The organism is Nicoletella semolina (assembly GCF_004345745.1).
GTDB classification, from domain to species: Bacteria; Pseudomonadota; Gammaproteobacteria; order Enterobacterales; family Pasteurellaceae; genus Nicoletella; species Nicoletella semolina.
The window spans coordinates 13,820-30,613 of record NZ_SLXJ01000009.1; the positions used below are offsets into that span (position 1 = coordinate 13,820).

Here is a 16,794-nt window from a genome sequence, read left to right on the forward strand (position 1 = left end):
TACAATGCAAGTTATTTTATTAGATAAAGTTGCTCAACTGGGTTCAGTGGGCGATCAAGTCACGGTTAAATCAGGTTTTGCTCGTAACTACTTAATCCCACAAGGTAAAGCAGTGATGGCAACGTCTGCTAATATTGCTCATTTCGAAGCTCGCCGTGCAGAATTAGAAGCGAAAGCGGCTCAAGTCTTTAGTACAGCACAAGATCGTGCAGCAGCACTTGCGAACTTACCTGCGATTACCATCGCTTCAAAAGCAGGCGATGATGGTCGTTTATTTGGTTCTATTGGGGCGCGTGATATTGCTGATGCAATTTCTGCGGCAGGAGTTCAAGTAACTAAATCTGAAGTACGCTTATCTGAAGGTGCATTGCGTGCAACAGGCGAATATGAAGTGAAGTTACACTTACACGCTGAAGTGAATGCAACGGTTACCGTGAACGTAGTATCAGAATAATTCTACAACGATTGAATATTAAGCTAGATTTGTAAATTACAAGTCTAGCTTTTTTATCATAGTATCATAGGCTTTCAGAACCCTTTTGTTATTGTCTAAAGAATGTCCTTTTGATGATTGCAATTCCTAATAAAAATCCAAAAATTCCATTTAATCTACAAAAAACGATTGAAGTTCACCGAAAAACTTGTATATTCAGCACGTTATATTTTTTATGCAAAAATTAACATTTCTATAACAATAATGATTCGGAGTGAATAAATGAAGAAACTAACACCACTTTCGTTACTAGCTTTAGCGGTTTCGAGTACTGCGATTGCTGCCCCCCCGAAAACCTTTGTTTATTGTATGGAGGCATCTCCATCTTTTTTTAATCCACAATTTGGTACAGATGGTGCAACCCTTGATGCTTCAAGTCAGACGATTTTTAGTCGCTTGACTAACTTTGAACAAGGTTCTACTCAAGTTGTTCCTGCATTAGCGGAAAAATGGAGTGTTTCAGATGATGGTAAGAGCTATACTTTCCATCTGCGTAGGGGCGTGAAATTCCATACGACAAAAGATTTTAAGCCAAGTCGTGATTTTAATGCTGATGATGTTTTGTTCTCTTTTAATCGCCAGCTTGATCCGAATCACCCTTATCATAAAGTTTCAGGTGGCAACTATGAATACTTTATTGGTATGGATATGCCAAATATCATTGATAGTGTTGAAAAGGTTGATGACTATACAGTTAAAATTAATCTTAAGGTGCCAAATGCCCCTTTTCTTGCTAATCTAGCGATGGATTTTGCTTCGATTTTATCCGCAGAATATGCCGAAAAAATGCTAAAAGCAGGCACACCAGAAAAAGTAGATAGTAATCCTATTGGGACAGGACCATTCCAATTTGTTGATTACCAAAAAGACTCTCAAGTGCGTTATAAAGCATTTGATGATTATTGGGACGGTCGCCCTAAGATTGATCGTTTGGTGTTTTCAATTACTTCTGATGCTTCTGTTCGCTATGCGAAATTACAAAAAGGTGAGTGCCACGCAGCACCGTATCCAAATCCTGCTGATATAGAAAAATTGAAAGCAGATCCCAATATCAACTTAATGAGCCAAGCTGGATTGAATATTGGTTATTTGAGTTTTAATACCCAAAAAGTACCGTTAAATAATGTGAAAGTTCGTCAAGCATTAAGTTATGCAATCAATAAACAAGCGATTTTAGATGCGGTATATCAGGGTTCTGGACAAATTGCTAAAAATCCAATTCCATCGACAATATGGGGTTACAATGATGGTGTGCAAGATTATGATTATAATCCAGAGAAAGCAAAAGCGTTATTGAAAGAGGCGGGCTTTGAGCAAGGATTTGAAACGGATATTTGGGCGATGCCAGTTTCCCGACCTTACAACCCTAATGCTCGCCGTATGGCAGAACTCATTCAAGAAGATTGGAAAAAAGTGGGCGTTAATGCCAAGATAGTGAGCTATGAATGGGGAGAATATCTCAAGCGTATGCGTTCAGGTGATCATCAAACAGGTATGATGGGCTGGAATGGGGATAATGGCGATCCTGATAATTTCTTAAATACGTTATTGAGTTGTGCGGCAGTAGAACAAGGTTCTAATTATGCTAAATTTTGTCATCAACCGTTCAATGATTTAGTGGTAAAAGCATCTCAAGAAGTGGATCAGGCAAAACGTGCAGAATTGTATAAGCAAGCACAAGTTATCTTTAAGGAACAAGCCCCTTGGGTTACACTCGCACATTCAACTACTTATTTCCCAGTTCGTAAAGAAGTCAAAGGCTATGTGGTGAGTCCATTGTCATTACACGATTTTTCTAAAGTGGATTTAGAAGTAAAGTAGTGTATTAGACGCGATATATTAGATGCTAACCATACTGTTAGCTTACTTTGCAAGCGTTTAAATCTTGAGAATAATTTGCAAAATTTTATCATTATTGAACCGCTTGCTGATAGAAGTTGAGATAATCAATGTTGCAATTTATTCTTAAACGGATCTTAATGGTTATCCCCACTTTTTTGGCGATAACCTTAATTACTTTTGCTCTTGTGCATTTGATCCCTGGCGATCCAATTGAAATTCGAATGGGCGAACGTGGGCTGACGCCTGAAGTTCACGCGATGATGATGCAAAAATTAGGGCTAGATTTGCCTCTGCACGAGCAATATTTTAGTTATATTAAAGGTATATTTCAGGGCGATTTAGGCAATTCATTTCGCAATAATGAGCCTGTATTGAAAGAATTTTTTACCCTTTTCCCTGCGACTGTGGAGCTGGCTTTTTTTGCGTTGCTGTGGTCGTTGCTTTTAGGCGTGATACTTGGCGTTGTAGCAGCGGTTAAAAAAGAGTCTTGGGTTTCACATACGGTAACTTCCCTTTCTTTAGCAGGTTATTCTATGCCCATTTTTTGGTGGGGATTGATTTTAATTCTTTACGTTTCAACACCTCTCGGTCTACCTGCGTCTGGGCGTTTACCTGCTGAATATTGGATTGAAGCAGAAACTGGCTTTATGTTAATTGATACTTGGAATTCTGATGAAGAAGGTGCATTTTTAGCGGCGATTAAATCCCTGATTTTACCGTCTGTTGTGCTTGGTACCATTCCACTGGCGATTATTACTCGTATGACTCGTTCGTCAATGCTTGAGGTGCTAGGTGAGGACTATATCCGTACTGCTAAAGCAAAAGGGTTAAATACCACACGAATAGTGATTGTCCACGCCTTACGCAATGCATTGATTCCTGTCGTAACTGTTGTGGGCTTGATTGTGGGGCAACTACTTTCTGGTGCGGTATTAACCGAGAATATTTTTTCTTGGCCAGGTATTGGAAAATGGATCATTGATGCAATTAATGCACGGGATTACCCTGTCTTGCAAGGCTCTGTACTGATTATTGCGACAATTATTATTTTAGTTAATTTAACGGTTGATTTGATTTATGGCGTCATCAATCCTCGTATTCGCCATACTTAATTTGATTTGGAGTGATGAATGTCAGACGTAACTTCGCCTGTACCGCTAACCCCTTTACAAGAGTTTTGGTATTACTTTCGCCAAAATAAAGGGGCAGTGATCGGGCTTACTTTTATTACGATAGTCGCTTTTGTGTGTATGTTTGCTGAATTTATTATGCCTTTTGATCCGATTGCACAAAATCGTAGTGCATTACTTTTGCCTCCAATGTGGTTTGAAGGGGGGCAAGAGGCACATATTTTGGGCACAGATGATATTGGGCGAGATATTCTTTCACGTATTGTTTACGGTGCGAGATTGTCTATTTTTATTGGTTTACTGATTGTTGTTATGTCTTGTGTATTGGGTGTGGTATTGGGGCTTTTAGCAGGCTTCTATGGTGGTACAACGGACATCGTTATTATGCGTTTTGTGGATATTATGCTAGCGATTCCAAGTCTGCTACTCACTATTGGGGTCGTAACTATCTTAGGTCCTTCGTTAATTAATGCTGCCATTGCAATTGCAGTCGTGTCAATTCCAAGCTATGTCCGTTTAACTCGGGCCTCGGTCTTAAGTGAAAAAAATCGAGATTATGTTACCGCCTCACGGGTCGCTGGTGCAGGGATAGGGCGGTTGATGTTTATTGTGATTTTACCTAACTGCCTTGCCCCACTGATTGTTCAAATGACGATGGGGATTTCAAATGCCATTTTGGAATTGGCGGCTTTAGGCTTTTTGGGTATTGGTGCACAGCCGCCCACGCCAGAGTTAGGCACAATGTTAGCAGAGTCTCGCAGCTTTATGCAATCAGCGAACTGGCTAGTTACTGTTCCAGGGTTGGCAATTTTGTCGCTTGTCCTTGCGTTTAACTTAATGGGTGATGGTTTGCGTGATGCACTTGATCCAAAATTGAAACAATAAGAGGAAAGTCAAATGGCATTATTAGAAGTAAATGAGCTTTCCGTGCATTTTGGCGATGAGAAAGCTCCCTTTAAAGCGGTAGATAGAATTAGTTACACTGTTAATGAAGGAGAGATATTAGGCATTGTCGGAGAGTCTGGTTCAGGAAAATCAGTCAGCTCCCTTGCTGTAATGGGATTAATTGATTACCCAGGGCGAGTAATGGCAAAGGCATTGAATTTTAACAATCAGGACTTACTTGCCTTAAAGCCTAAAGAGAAGCAATCAATTGTTGGAGCAGATGTTTCGATGATTTTCCAAGATGCAATGACGAGCTTAAATCCTAGTTACACAGTCGGCTTTCAGATTATGGAAGCACTGAAAGTGCATCAAGGCGGAACCAAAGCCTCTCGCCGTGAACGAGCAATTGAACTACTCACTATGGTGGGTATTCCCGATCCAGTTTCACGGTTAGAGGTTTATCCTCACCAACTTTCAGGCGGTATGAGCCAGCGTGTGATGATTGCAATGGCAATCGCCTGCAATCCTAAGTTACTGATCGCAGACGAGCCGACCACTGCACTTGATGTAACTATTCAAGCACAGATTATTGATCTATTGCTTGAATTGCAGCGTAAAGAAAATATGGCATTAATTCTGATTACCCACGATCTTGCACTCGTTGCAGAGTCAGCGAACAGAATTATCGTGATGTATGCTGGTCAAGTAGTGGAGGAAGGTGGGGCGACTGAAATTTTTAAATCGCCTCTTCACCCCTACACACAGGCATTACTTAAGGCATTACCTGAATTTGCAGAAGGAAAATCACGTTTGCAATCCCTCTCTGGTGTGGTACCAGGAAAATATGATCGCCCTCAAGGCTGCTTGCTCAATCCTCGCTGTCCTTATGCGACAGATAAATGCCGCATCATTGAACCTGAATTACACACTATCAACGGACGTAAAGTAAAATGCCATACTCCGTTAGATGGTAGTGGTAAGCCTACAGCTCTATTTGTCTAACTATGTATAAGTCTATTCATAAATTTTTTGTTGGTTTTTTCTCTCTTTTTTTCGTGGGCTTTGTATATTCTAAGCCTCATCTTGATGTATTTTACTGTAAAGTTATTCATATCAGTGATGGGGACAGTTTGACTTGTTTGATAAACAATAGTCCGACTAAAGTGCGTTTGCAGTATATTGATGCACCTGAATTAGATCAGCCCTATGGTGAGTCTTCAAAACGTGGGCTTGCAGAGCTGGTTCTTAATAAGCAGGTGAAGCTGCTAGTAAGTGGTCGTGATCGATATAATCGGTTATTGGCAGAGGTATATGATAAAAGAAGAGGAAATATTAACCTAAAAATGGTTGAAATGGGTCTGGTTTGGGTATATAGCTATACGAAGCCGATTTATTCGCAAGCAGAGCAGCGAGCAAAGCGTAATCACCTTGGCTTGTGGCAGGATAAGAACCCGATTAATCCTAAGCAGTGGCGTGAGAATAAGCGGTCAGATTTGCCAAAAAATTTGCAAAATAAGAATGTAAAAAAATCAAATGTGCAAAGAAAAAGTGAATACTCACCGCTTGTGAGTTCACAGTCTGTTCCTTTGCTAGATTGTCGAAAAAAACGAAGCTGTAGACAGTTGAAAACCTACGAAAATGCGTTGGCTTATTTTCAGCAATGTGGCTGGAAAGAACTTGATCGTAATGGCGATGGGATACCTTGTAATACACTTTATCGCCAAGCAAATCGCTTAAAAGGTTCACGTTATGATTAACCAGCGATTCCGTGAAGAGTTTCCTTTTTTTAGTTCAGATCAGCGTTGGACGTACCTTGATTCAGCTGCAACAACCCTTAAACCAGCCGTGTTGTTAAAAGCAACGAGCGATTTTTATTGTTCGGCGGGTTCTGTACATCGCAGTCAGTATGATCTGGTTCAGACGCAGGCTTATGAGGCAGCACGAGACTTAGTCGCTCAACGCTTTAACGCAGTCTCTCGTGATGCGGTCATTTGGACAAGTGGTACAACGTATTCGATTAATCTTGTGGCACACGGGCTGGCACATCAGGTAACAGAGGGTGATGAGATTATTATTTCTGTTGCTGAACATCACGCTAATTTTATTCCTTGGCAGCAGTTGGCACAGCACACCAAGGCGAGATTGATTGTATTACCTGTGAATGAAAATTACCAGATCGATCCTGCTGTGCTGCTAAAACATCTTAATACTCGCACGAAAATAGTGGCATTTAATTTAGTTTCAAATATTACAGGCACTCGCCAGCCTGTGGAAAAACTGATTCCTTTAATTCGGCAACATAGTGGTGCAAAAATTATGTTGGATATTGCTCAAGCGGTTTGTTATGAGCAGATTGATGTACAGCAGCTTGATGCGGATTTTTATGCATTTTCTGCACATAAAATGTACGGTCCAACTGGGGTTGGGGTATTAATTGGGAATTTGCAAAGTTTAAGTCAATTGCGACCGCTAGTCTTTGGTGGGAAAATGGTTAAAGAGATTTCCGCAGAGCAGCTTGTTATGACTGAATTGCCTTATCGCCTTGAAGCGGGTACGCCAAATATCGCTGGAATTATCGGTTTTGGAAAGGTATTGGAGTGGTTTTTGCAATGGGATTTATCACAGCTTAATCAAAACCTTATTCAGCTTGCAAAACAGGCACGTTTACGCTTGACAGCTTATCCAAATGTTCATATTTTAGGCAATTTACATTCTTCGACTATTAGCTTTGCTTTTATCGATCAACATCACGCTGACGTAGCCAGTATTCTTGCTGAGCAGCATATTGCTGTGCGAGTGGGGGAACACTGTGCTAAGCCTTATCTACATTACCTCCAGCGAACAGGCACAATCCGAATGTCGTTGAGTCATTATAATTTGCCTGAAGATCTAGACAGATTTTTTGCTGGATTAGATAATGCGTTGGCAATTTTAGGTGATTAGATTAAAAAGTCAGTCAGTGATATAATTTCCGCTAGAACCTAACAACAGAATGCGATACTCTACTGTTACGATCTACTCTAGATAGTATAATGTTGCAGGCAATAAATGCTCTGCTATTACCGATTTTATTATTACTTTATAGGTGTTTTTATGATTAAAAAAATTGCAGTTCTTACAAGTGGAGGCGATGCACCAGGAATGAATGCCGCAATTCGTGGCGTTGTGCGTTCTGCACTTTGCGAAGGCTTGGAAGTTTACGGTATACAAGATGGCTATTGTGGTCTGTTTAATAATAGGATAATTCCGCTTGATCGCCGATCTGTGTCTGATGTGATTAATCGAGGAGGTACATTTTTAGGATCGGCTCGTTTCCCCCAATTTAGAGATCCTGAAATTCGTAAAAAATGCGTCGAAAATCTTAAGCAATACGGTATTGATGCATTAGTTGTGATTGGGGGTGATGGCTCCTATATGGGGGCAAAATTACTGACCGAGGAACACGGCATTGCTTGTATTGGGTTACCAGGGACAATTGATAATGATATTGTTGGTACAGATTATACCATTGGTTTCCAAACTGCACTTGAAACCGCAGTCGAAGCAATTGACCGTTTACGAGATACATCAACCTCTCATAAACGTATTTCTATCGTTGAAATTATGGGAAGACATTGTGGTGATTTGACGATCAACGCTGCTCTAGCGGGTGGGTGTGAATATATTATTGTGCCTGAAAAAGGATTAGATAAGGAATGCCTGATTCGTAATATTGAAAGTGGTTTCCAAAAAGGGAAATGCCACTCTATTATTGCGATTACAGAGTTGATGACTAATGTACACGAATTAGCAAAGGAGATAGAATCTCGTTTTGGGCATGAAACTCGTGCAACAGTACTGGGGCACATACAGCGTGGCGGCAGTCCTTGTGCATTTGATCGTATTCTTGCCTCTCGTATGGGGGTTTATGCCGTTGAGCTATTACTACAAGGGGAAGCAGGTCGCTGTGTTGGGATTCAAAATGAAAAATTAGTTCACCACGATATTATTGAAGCAATTAACACAATGCGTCGTCCATTTAAAGAAGAGTTATTTAATACCTCGAAAAAGCTGTTCTAATCAGTAAAAAGATAGATACAAAAAGTAAACGCAGACACTTGTCTGCGTTTACTTTTTGTATCTATCTTTGCGAGTATTTACTTTGTCAGCGATTAGCCTTGTGCGAGAGGATTAATTGAATAAATGCAGGTCCAAAACGTTCGAGTTTTCTCTCTCCTACGCCGTTAATTTCAAGCATTTCTTGGGCGTTTATTGGCAAAAATTCAGCCATTTCCTGCAAAGTCGCATCATTAAATACCACATAAGGCGGAATATTTTCTTTGTCAGCGATTTGTTTACGCAAAAAACGCAGGCGAGCAAATAGATCTTTGTCGTAACGCTGACTGACAGATTTCTGAATATAAGTACTTGCTGTTAAATTCAATCGAGGTAAAGCCAGTTCGATGGGTACTTCTGCACGCAAGATAGGGCGTGATTCTTCTGTGAGCTGTAAAGCTGAATAATTAGCAATATTTTGACGTATTAGACCGAGATGAATTAATTGGCGAATGACGCTGATCCAATATTCTTGAGATTTTTCCTTGCCTAATCCATATACGGATAATTTATCGTGTTCTAACTCACGGACTTTTTGATGATTTAGCCCACGCAGAACAGCAACAATATGATGTAATCCAAATCGCTGTCCTGTTCTATAAATAGTGGACATCACTTTCTGTACATCAATAAGGGCATCATATTTTTTGGGAGGATCAAGGCAAATATCACAATTATTACAAGGCTGTTGTCGAGATTCACCAAAATAATTAAGTAAGACTAAACGGCGGCAAGTTTGCGACTCTGCAAATGCACCGATGGCTTGTAATTTATGTTGCTCTATTTGTCTCTGTTCACTCTCTGGTTTCTCAAGTAATACTTTATTTAACCAAGCATAATCTGCTGGATCGTAAAATAATACCGCTTCAGCTGGGAGGTCATCACGTCCTGCACGTCCTGTTTCCTGATAGTAAGATTCAATACTACGAGGCAGGTCAAAATGTACGACAAATCTGACGTTAGATTTATTGATCCCCATACCAAAAGCAACCGTTGCTACAACCACTTGGATATTGTCTCGTTGAAAAGCATTTTGCACAGTTTCTCTCTGCTGTATTGTCATTCCTGCGTGATAACCCATCACGGTAAATTGCCGAGATGTTAATTTATCACATAGCTCTTCTACTTTTTTACGACTATTACAATAAACAATGCCACTTTTCCCCTTTTGACTATTAATAAATTTAATTAATTGATCTATGGGCTTAAATTTTTCTTGTACCGTGTAGCGAATATTTGGGCGATCGAAACTTCCCAAATAAGTATGTGGATTTTCAAGTTGAAGATGATGAATAATATCTGCACGAGTTGTAGGATCAGCAGTGGCAGTTAGTCCTATAATAGGGACATTTGTGAATGTTTTGCGTAATCCTCCCAATAAAGTGTATTCAGGACGGAAATCGTGTCCCCACTGTGAAACACAATGCACTTCATCAACGGCAATCATATTGACTTTACAGTGATGGATAAAATGGAAGAAATGATCAGTCATCACCTTTTCAGGGGATAAATAGAGTAATTTTAATTTCCCTGATAACGCTTTTGCTTCAACCTGCTTCTGTTCTTTTAAAGTTTGGGTTGAATTGAGAAATGCAGCCTCAACGCCATTAGTCAGCAGTTGATCAACCTGATCTTTCATCAAAGAAATAAGCGGAGAAATAACTAGCGTAATCCCCTCTAGGCATAGGGCAGGTACTTGATAACAGAGTGATTTCCCTCCCCCTGTCGTCATAACAACCAAGCAATCTTTGCCAGTAAGAATTGCCTCAATAATTTCTGCTTGACCATGGCGAAAGGATTGATAGCCAAAAACCTGATGTAAAACTTCTGTCGCTTTAGTAAGATTATAAGCGGTCATTCGCTAAATGAAACCGTCTCTCCGTGGCGAATAAAGGCTTCTTCTAAATGAAGCCAAAAGGATCGACCTTCTGAACTTAGCCAAGTATCTTCACGGTAGGCGAAGTGAAAGCCGCCTAGTTTACTTGCCAACCAAAGCTCTAACATTGCTTCTTGTTTATTGATGATAATTTGTGAGTCGTCATCAAACGTTAAGGTCATTACCGCACCTTGAATTTCACAATCTACACCACTGCCTTGCTTATCCAGTTGCTCTTCGATGTGTTGCCATACTTGTTCAATTTTCTGATGATATTCAGCAATATTCATAAATTTGTCTCAATAATTTGCAAAAATTTAAAAAAATTAGATCGCTATTGTCAATTGTTCTATTTAGATTTTCAATCAAAAATTACGCCAGTTGATTTGATATTAATTAAATTATTATGTGGGTTACATCCAAGCATTATTGCGAATTACGCCAACTGCAATGCCTTCAATTTCAATAAAAGTATTTTTAGAGTCAATGACAATAGCCTCTAACTCATCATTTTCTGGGTGTAAATAGATGATATTACCTTTTTTTTCTAATCGTTTTACAGTAACTTCATCATTCACTCTTGCTACGACAACTTGCCCATTACGAGCTGAATTTGTGCGATGTACAGCCAATAAATCGCCATCTAAAATGCCTATTTTTTCCATTGAGTTTCCATTTACTCGTAATAAATAATCGGCATTGGGGGAGAACATTGCCCCATTCACAGGATAATGATTTTCTATATGTTCAACAGCGGTAATTGGTGAGCCTGCGGCAACTTTGCCGACCAAAGGCAGACCTTCATCAATATTTTCATCATTCTCAGACTCAGCATTCTCAACTAAGATACGAATACCTCGTGAAGTGCCAGAGAGCATTTCAATATACCCCTTGCGAGCCAAGGCTTTCAGATGTTCCTCTGCAGCATTGGGGGATTTAAAGCCTATTTTTCGAGCAATTTCTACCCGTGTTGGCGGCATACCTGTTTCTTCGATATGCTGGCGAACAAAATCAAGGATTTCTTGCTGACGAGCCGTTAAATGTGGAAGATTCATACTTTTCTCACTGTCTTTATATACAGAAAATAGTGTTATTATATACAGCAAAAATGGATTTGTAACGAATTAATTCAATTTGCTTGCAAAAATTTATGGTAAACTGACCGCTTGTTAATTCCTACTATAACTATTCAAAGGGATAATGAAAATGCCTTTTAATAAGTGTGATTTTTTTACTGTAGTGTATCGTAACACCTTAAATTTATTACTCTCTCCACTGGTAAAAACACGAGCCATTCCAACCAATCCTATTGAGGAGCTTGAGTTAAATCTCTCACAGCCGATTGTTTATGTACTACCTTATACCTCTCAAACAGATTTGCTCATCTTGCAAAAAAATTGTCGAGCTCTTGATTTGCCTGATCCTTTAGAAAAAAATGCTATTAATGGTGTGGTTTTGCCTCGTTATGTATTCTTAGATGAAGGGCGACGATTTTTTAAGTCAAAAGGCGTAAAGAGTGAAACAGAAATTATTTTTCATCGCTATCTGGATCTTCATCGAAATCACACAGCACTGGATGCTCAAATAGTGCCTGTTTCAGTATTATGGGGACGATCGCCAGGTAAAGAGAAAGAGCTGCCTGTGTTACGACTATTAGGCTGGTTTCAACGTTTAGTTACGATGATATGGTTTGGGCGAGATAATTTTATTCGTTTTTCCCAAGCGGTATCTTTGCGTTATATGGTAACCGAGCACGGTGCGGATCACGCTATTGCACAAAAGTTAGCTCGAGTGGCAAAAATGCACTTTGCTAAACAACGTTATTCAACAACAGGGCCTCGCTTGCCAGATCGTCAGGCGATGTTTAATAAGTTGTTGCAATCGCCAGCGATTCTTGCGGCAATTGAAGATGAATCCAAAAAAGCAAAAAGCTCACCTGAAAAAGCACGCAAAGAAGCGAAGAAAATACTTGATGAGATTGCTGCAAATGTGAGCCATGAGAGCTTACGAGTAGCGGATAGATTATTAAGTTGGCTATGGAATAAGTTGTACCAAGGTATCAATGTTCAAAATGGCGAAAGGGTTCGCAAATTGGCTTTAGAAGGACACGAAATTGTGTATGTGCCTTGTCATCGTAGCCATATGGACTATTTATTACTCTCTTATTTACTTTATCATCAAGGCTTAGTACCACCACATATTGCTGCAGGAATTAATCTTAACTTTTTCCCTGTCGGCTCAATTTTCCGCAGTTGGGGAGCGTTTTTTATCCGTCGTTCCTTCAAAGGAAATCGCCTTTATTCAACGATTTTTCGTGAATATCTCGCAGAATTATTTTATCGAGGCTATTCCGTTGAATATTTTATTGAAGGTGGACGCTCACGCACTGGACGTTTGCTTGCTCCGAAAGCTGGTATGATGTCAATGACACTGCAAGCTTTACAACGTGGACTAACTCGCCCAATTAGCATTGTGCCTGTCTATATCGGTTATGAACACGTTTTAGAAGTGGATACTTATGCAAAAGAGCTGCGTGGTTCAGAAAAAGAAAAAGAGAATGCAGGTTTGGTATTACGAGTACTTAAGAAATTGCGTAACTTAGGGCAGGCTTATGTAAATTTTGGTGAGCCTATCCAGCTCAATACCTATCTAAATGCAAATTTTCCTGAGTGGAAATTACCTTCAGTAGAAGGTACTCGCCAAAAATGGCTTAATGATGCAGTCAATGCGTTATCTGAGCAAGTCATGGTCAATATTAACAATGCGGCAGCCGTGAATGCGAAGAATTTAATTGGTTCTATTTTACTTGCTTCACGCCAACGCTCTTTGACTAGAGAGCAGCTTGTTGAGCAGGTTGAAAGTTATCTCCAACTCTTCCAGCGAGTGCCTTATGCGGCAAATGTAACTTTGCCGACAGAACCTGCTGATGAAATGATTAATCACGTTTTACAACTGCCTCGATCAGGGGTCGTCTCCGAAAAAGACACATTTGGCGAAATTATTCGTCTCGATCGCCAATCAGCGGTGTTGATGACTTATTATCGCAACAATATTCAGCATTTGTTTGTGCTACCATCACTTGTTGCAAGTCTAGTTTTACATCACGAAGCGATCTCTAAAGACTTGATTTTACAAAGCGTGAAACAAGTTTATCCGTTCTTGAAAGCAGAATTATTTTTACATTTGGCTCAAGCGGAAATTGAGCAACATATTGAGGCGATTTTGGCTGAATTTGTACGCCAGCAGATTATTCGTCACGAAAGTGAAATGTGTATGATTAATCGTTCTTGCCTACAAGTGTTACAACTCTATTCAGCGGGGATTCGTGAAATTTTGCAGCGTTATTATATTAGCCTACACATACTCATTGAGCATCCTCAAGTAAGTCGTAATGAACTCGAAAAAGAAAGCCGCTCTATTGCTCAGCGTTTGTCCGTATTACACGGCATAAATGCTCCAGAGTTCTTTGATAAAGCACTGTTCTCCACCTTTGGTTCGACACTTAAAGAACAGGGCTATTTTGATGAACAAGGCAATATCACAGATAAGGTGAAAAATACCGAAGAAGTGCTGCGAGGGCTGATTTCTCTTGATGTGCAACAAACTATTCAGGGGGCGATGAGCAAAGGTGAAGAGGCTGTATTAGAAGTAAGAGCCGCTGAAAAGCAAGAAGAGTAGGAAAAAATGCAGGATAAGTCGGAAAACGGCGATAAATAGGAAAACAACAATAAATAGGCAAACAAGCGGTCAGTAACGCCCATTTTTTTGCATTTCTATTCGTTGCAAAAATTTGGGCTGAATTGACCGCTTGTTGTTTTATTTTTTTATACGAATACTGGCAAGGTTTTAGCCTTTTTTCTTTTTTGCTGGTTTTCGTTTTGTGTGTTTAGGGGTCGTGGTTTTGCGTGGTGATTTTTTGGTAGTCAGCACCGCACGCTCTTTGAATTTAGGTGTGGATTTTTTCGCTCGTTGTTTTGCTGTTTTTCCTCGTGATTTTGGTTTCATGAGGCTAGAAACTAATTCAAAATCAATTTTTTTCTCGTCTAAATTCACTGCCATTACACGCACTTTTACGCTATCGCCTAGGCGGAAAATGATTCCATTTCCACCGACTAAACGCTGACGCTCACTGTCAAAATGATAATAACCATTATCTAGCGTAGAAATATGCACCAAGCCATCAATCAATAATTCGTTTAATTTAACAAACAGACCAAAGCCCGTTACGCTAGAAATCACACCGTCAAATTCGCTGCCGATATGATCTTGCATATATTCACATTTTAGCCAATCAGTAACTTCTCTGGTTGCATCATCTGCACGGCGTTCTGTTGATGAACAATGCTCGCCAAGTTGTGCCATCTCATCAATTGGATAGTGATAGCCGCCAGTCTGCGTATAGTGGCGAGTGTTACCTTTTTGTTTTTCGATCAGATATTTAATGGCACGATGTAATAATAGGTCAGGGTAGCGGCGAATTGGGGAGGTAAAATGTGCGTATTCTGTTAATGCTAAGCCAAAATGTCCCTCGTTGTCTGGTGAATAGACAGCTTGTTTTAATGAGCGTAATAGCATTGTTTGAATTAATTCTTTATCAGCACGTTCACGCACAATTTCAAGTAATTTAGCATAATCCTGTGGTGTTGGTGATAGGCCTCCATCAAGCGTTAGCCCACATTCGCGCAAAAAGGTTTTAAAACTCGTGAGCTTTTCTTCACTGGGTTGAGCGTGAATGCGAAATAATGCCGCTTCATCAGCTTGTTCAACAAAGCGAGCCGCGGCAATATTGGCAAGAATCATACACTCTTCAATGATTTTATGGGCTTTGTTGCGAATGATGGGCTCAATTCGCTCAATGCGTCCTTGTGGGTTAAAAATAAATTGATTTTCAATCGTTTCAAATTCTATCGCCCCACGAGTTTGACGAGCGGTCAATAATACGTCAAACATTGCAGAAAGGTTTTCTAAATGCGGAACAAGAGCGTGGTAGCGTTCTCGTAAGGCTTCATCGCCCTCCAGTATTTTAGCCACTTTCGTGTAGGTTAGCCGAGCGTGGGAATTCATTACGGCTTCGTAAAATTGATAATTTTTAAGCTCCCCAGATTCAGAAACCTTCATTTCAGCCACTAAACTCAATCTATCCACTTGCGGGTTTAATGAACATAAGCCGTTAGACAACACCTCTGGCAGCATTGGTATCACCCGATTAGGGAAATAGACCGAGTTGCCTCGATTTTTGGCTTCTAGGTCCAGTACAGTTTTTGGACGAACATAATAACTTACATCAGCGATAGCGACCCATAAACGCCAGCCATCATTTTCTTGCTGACAAAATACCGCATCATCAAAATCCCTAGCACTTTCGCCATCGATGGTTAATAACGGTAACTGGCGTAAATCAATTCGCCCCTGTTTTGCTTCTTCTGGCACTTCTTCATTAAACTGGCGGATTTGTTTTTCAACGGCATCGCTCCAGCTATGGGGGATCTCATGATTGCGTAGTGCAATCTCAATTTCCATACCAGCGGCAAGGTTATCGCCTAAAATTTCTGTAATGATACCGACTGGGCGTTTGAAATCTGCTTGGCGAGGCTGCAATTCGACGACTACAACCTGCCCCATTCTTGCCCCTAAGCGATGTTCTTCTGGAATGAGAATATCGTGTTGAATACGGCTATCGTCAGGGATAACAAAATTAATGCCTAACTCAGTGAAAAAACGCCCCACAATCTGTTTTTTACGAGCTTCTAGCACTCGAACAATGCGAACTTCTTTGCGTCCACGGCGATCGGTGCCATTCGGTTGAGCCAAAACAAAATCGCCATGCATTACACGAGCCATCTGTCCGTTTGGAATAAACCAATCATCACTGCCCTCAACTTGCAAAAAGCCATAGCCATCACGATGCCCAATAACTACGCCTTTCAATAAATCCATTTTTTCAGGTAGGGCGTAACGCTTGCGTTTGGTAAAAACAAGTTGCCCTGCATTTTCCATTGCTCTTAAACGGCGGCGAATGGCTTCTTGGGAATGCTCATCGTGGAGTTGAAAGGCAGCTAACAGCTCTTCTTTACTCATTGGGGCATCATAATCACGAATGGTTTGTAAAATAAATTCTCGACTTGGGACGGGATTTTCGTATTTTTCAAGTTCTTGTTGATAATTTGGGTCTTGGGCTATCGTTAGGTCTTGGAGTATGGTTGCTTCTTGAAACATTGTTCCTTTTTTCTCTTGATAATAATGTGTAAATAAAAATATAAGATATAAAGTAAGATGGGATAATACGGGCTGGATTGCTTGATAATTTCAACTGACTTTTTAGCTTTTTAAATAAAAGTTGCTTGAGTTTAACACACTTCTTTATTTTGTAAAATTTTTACAAAAATCGACCGCTCATCAAAGCAGAAATCTAGACGTCTAAATTGCAAGAATAACTACAATTGATTAGAATGCGTGCTAATTTTTATTTTTTA

At 40.0% G+C, this 16,794-nt stretch carries 13 protein-coding genes; 9 read left to right on the top strand and 4 right to left on the bottom strand.

The window, feature by feature from the left end; genetic code table 11:
* The first annotated feature begins 4 nt into the window (after positions 1-4).
* From rplI to pfkA, 8 genes are all read left to right on the top strand, one after another.
* The gene (gene rplI / locus EV693_RS06490; protein ID WP_132501557.1) at positions 5-454 is read left to right on the top strand and encodes a 50S ribosomal protein L9; all 450 of its coding nucleotides are present in this window, start codon (positions 5-7) and stop codon (positions 452-454) included.
* 261 nt (positions 455-715) lie between these two features.
* Entirely contained in the window at positions 716-2,314 is a 1,599-nt protein-coding gene (locus EV693_RS06495) for an ABC transporter substrate-binding protein (protein ID WP_132501558.1), read from the top strand.
* A 128-nt stretch (positions 2,315-2,442) separates the two neighbouring features.
* Positions 2,443-3,447, top strand: coding sequence for an ABC transporter permease subunit (locus tag EV693_RS06500; RefSeq protein ID WP_132501559.1), 1,005 nt, complete (start codon positions 2,443-2,445; stop codon positions 3,445-3,447).
* Positions 3,448-3,465: 18 nt separating this feature from the next.
* Positions 3,466-4,350 (top strand): ABC transporter permease subunit, encoded by an 885-nt coding sequence (locus EV693_RS06505; RefSeq protein WP_132501560.1) that lies wholly within the window; start codon positions 3,466-3,468, stop codon positions 4,348-4,350.
* Positions 4,351-4,362: 12 nt separating this feature from the next.
* Positions 4,363-5,352 (top strand): dipeptide ABC transporter ATP-binding protein, encoded by a 990-nt coding sequence (gene dppD, locus EV693_RS06510; RefSeq protein ID WP_132501561.1) that lies wholly within the window; start codon positions 4,363-4,365, stop codon positions 5,350-5,352.
* 128 nt (positions 5,353-5,480) lie between these two features.
* Complete coding sequence (locus tag EV693_RS06515; protein WP_243694587.1) at positions 5,481-6,107, top strand: thermonuclease family protein; 627 nt, start codon at positions 5,481-5,483, stop codon at positions 6,105-6,107.
* Positions 6,100-7,293 carry an aminotransferase class V-fold PLP-dependent enzyme gene (locus EV693_RS06520; RefSeq protein ID WP_132501563.1) on the top strand — a complete coding sequence of 398 codons (1,194 nt, stop codon included), beginning with the start codon at positions 6,100-6,102 and terminating at the stop codon, positions 7,291-7,293. The genes EV693_RS06515 and EV693_RS06520 overlap by 8 nt, the downstream gene beginning before the upstream one ends.
* Positions 7,294-7,443: 150 nt before the next feature.
* Positions 7,444-8,409 (top strand): 6-phosphofructokinase, encoded by a 966-nt coding sequence (gene pfkA, locus EV693_RS06525; protein ID WP_132501564.1) that lies wholly within the window; start codon positions 7,444-7,446, stop codon positions 8,407-8,409.
* Between the two features lie 85 nt (positions 8,410-8,494).
* Here the strand turns inward: pfkA and recQ are convergent, their stop codons facing one another.
* From recQ to lexA, 3 genes are all read right to left on the bottom strand, one after another.
* Positions 8,495-10,303 (bottom strand): ATP-dependent DNA helicase RecQ, encoded by a 1,809-nt coding sequence (gene recQ / locus EV693_RS06530; protein ID WP_132501565.1) that lies wholly within the window; start codon positions 10,301-10,303, stop codon positions 8,495-8,497.
* Positions 10,300-10,611, bottom strand: a complete 312-nt coding sequence (gene cyaY / locus EV693_RS06535; RefSeq protein ID WP_132501566.1) for an iron donor protein CyaY — start codon at positions 10,609-10,611, stop codon at positions 10,300-10,302. The genes recQ and cyaY overlap by 4 nt, the downstream gene beginning before the upstream one ends.
* 123 nt (positions 10,612-10,734) lie before the next feature.
* Positions 10,735-11,376, bottom strand: coding sequence for a transcriptional repressor LexA (gene lexA, locus EV693_RS06540; protein ID WP_132501567.1), 642 nt, complete (start codon positions 11,374-11,376; stop codon positions 10,735-10,737).
* 151 nt (positions 11,377-11,527) lie between these two features.
* Between lexA and plsB the strand changes: the two genes are divergently transcribed.
* Complete coding sequence (plsB, locus tag EV693_RS06545) at positions 11,528-13,999, top strand: glycerol-3-phosphate 1-O-acyltransferase PlsB (protein WP_132501568.1); 2,472 nt, start codon at positions 11,528-11,530, stop codon at positions 13,997-13,999.
* Between the two features lie 168 nt (positions 14,000-14,167).
* Here plsB and rnr read toward each other — a convergent pair whose 3' ends face one another.
* Entirely contained in the window at positions 14,168-16,501 is a 2,334-nt protein-coding gene (gene rnr / locus EV693_RS06550) for a ribonuclease R (RefSeq protein WP_132501617.1), read from the bottom strand.
* Positions 16,502-16,794 lie beyond the last annotated feature (293 nt).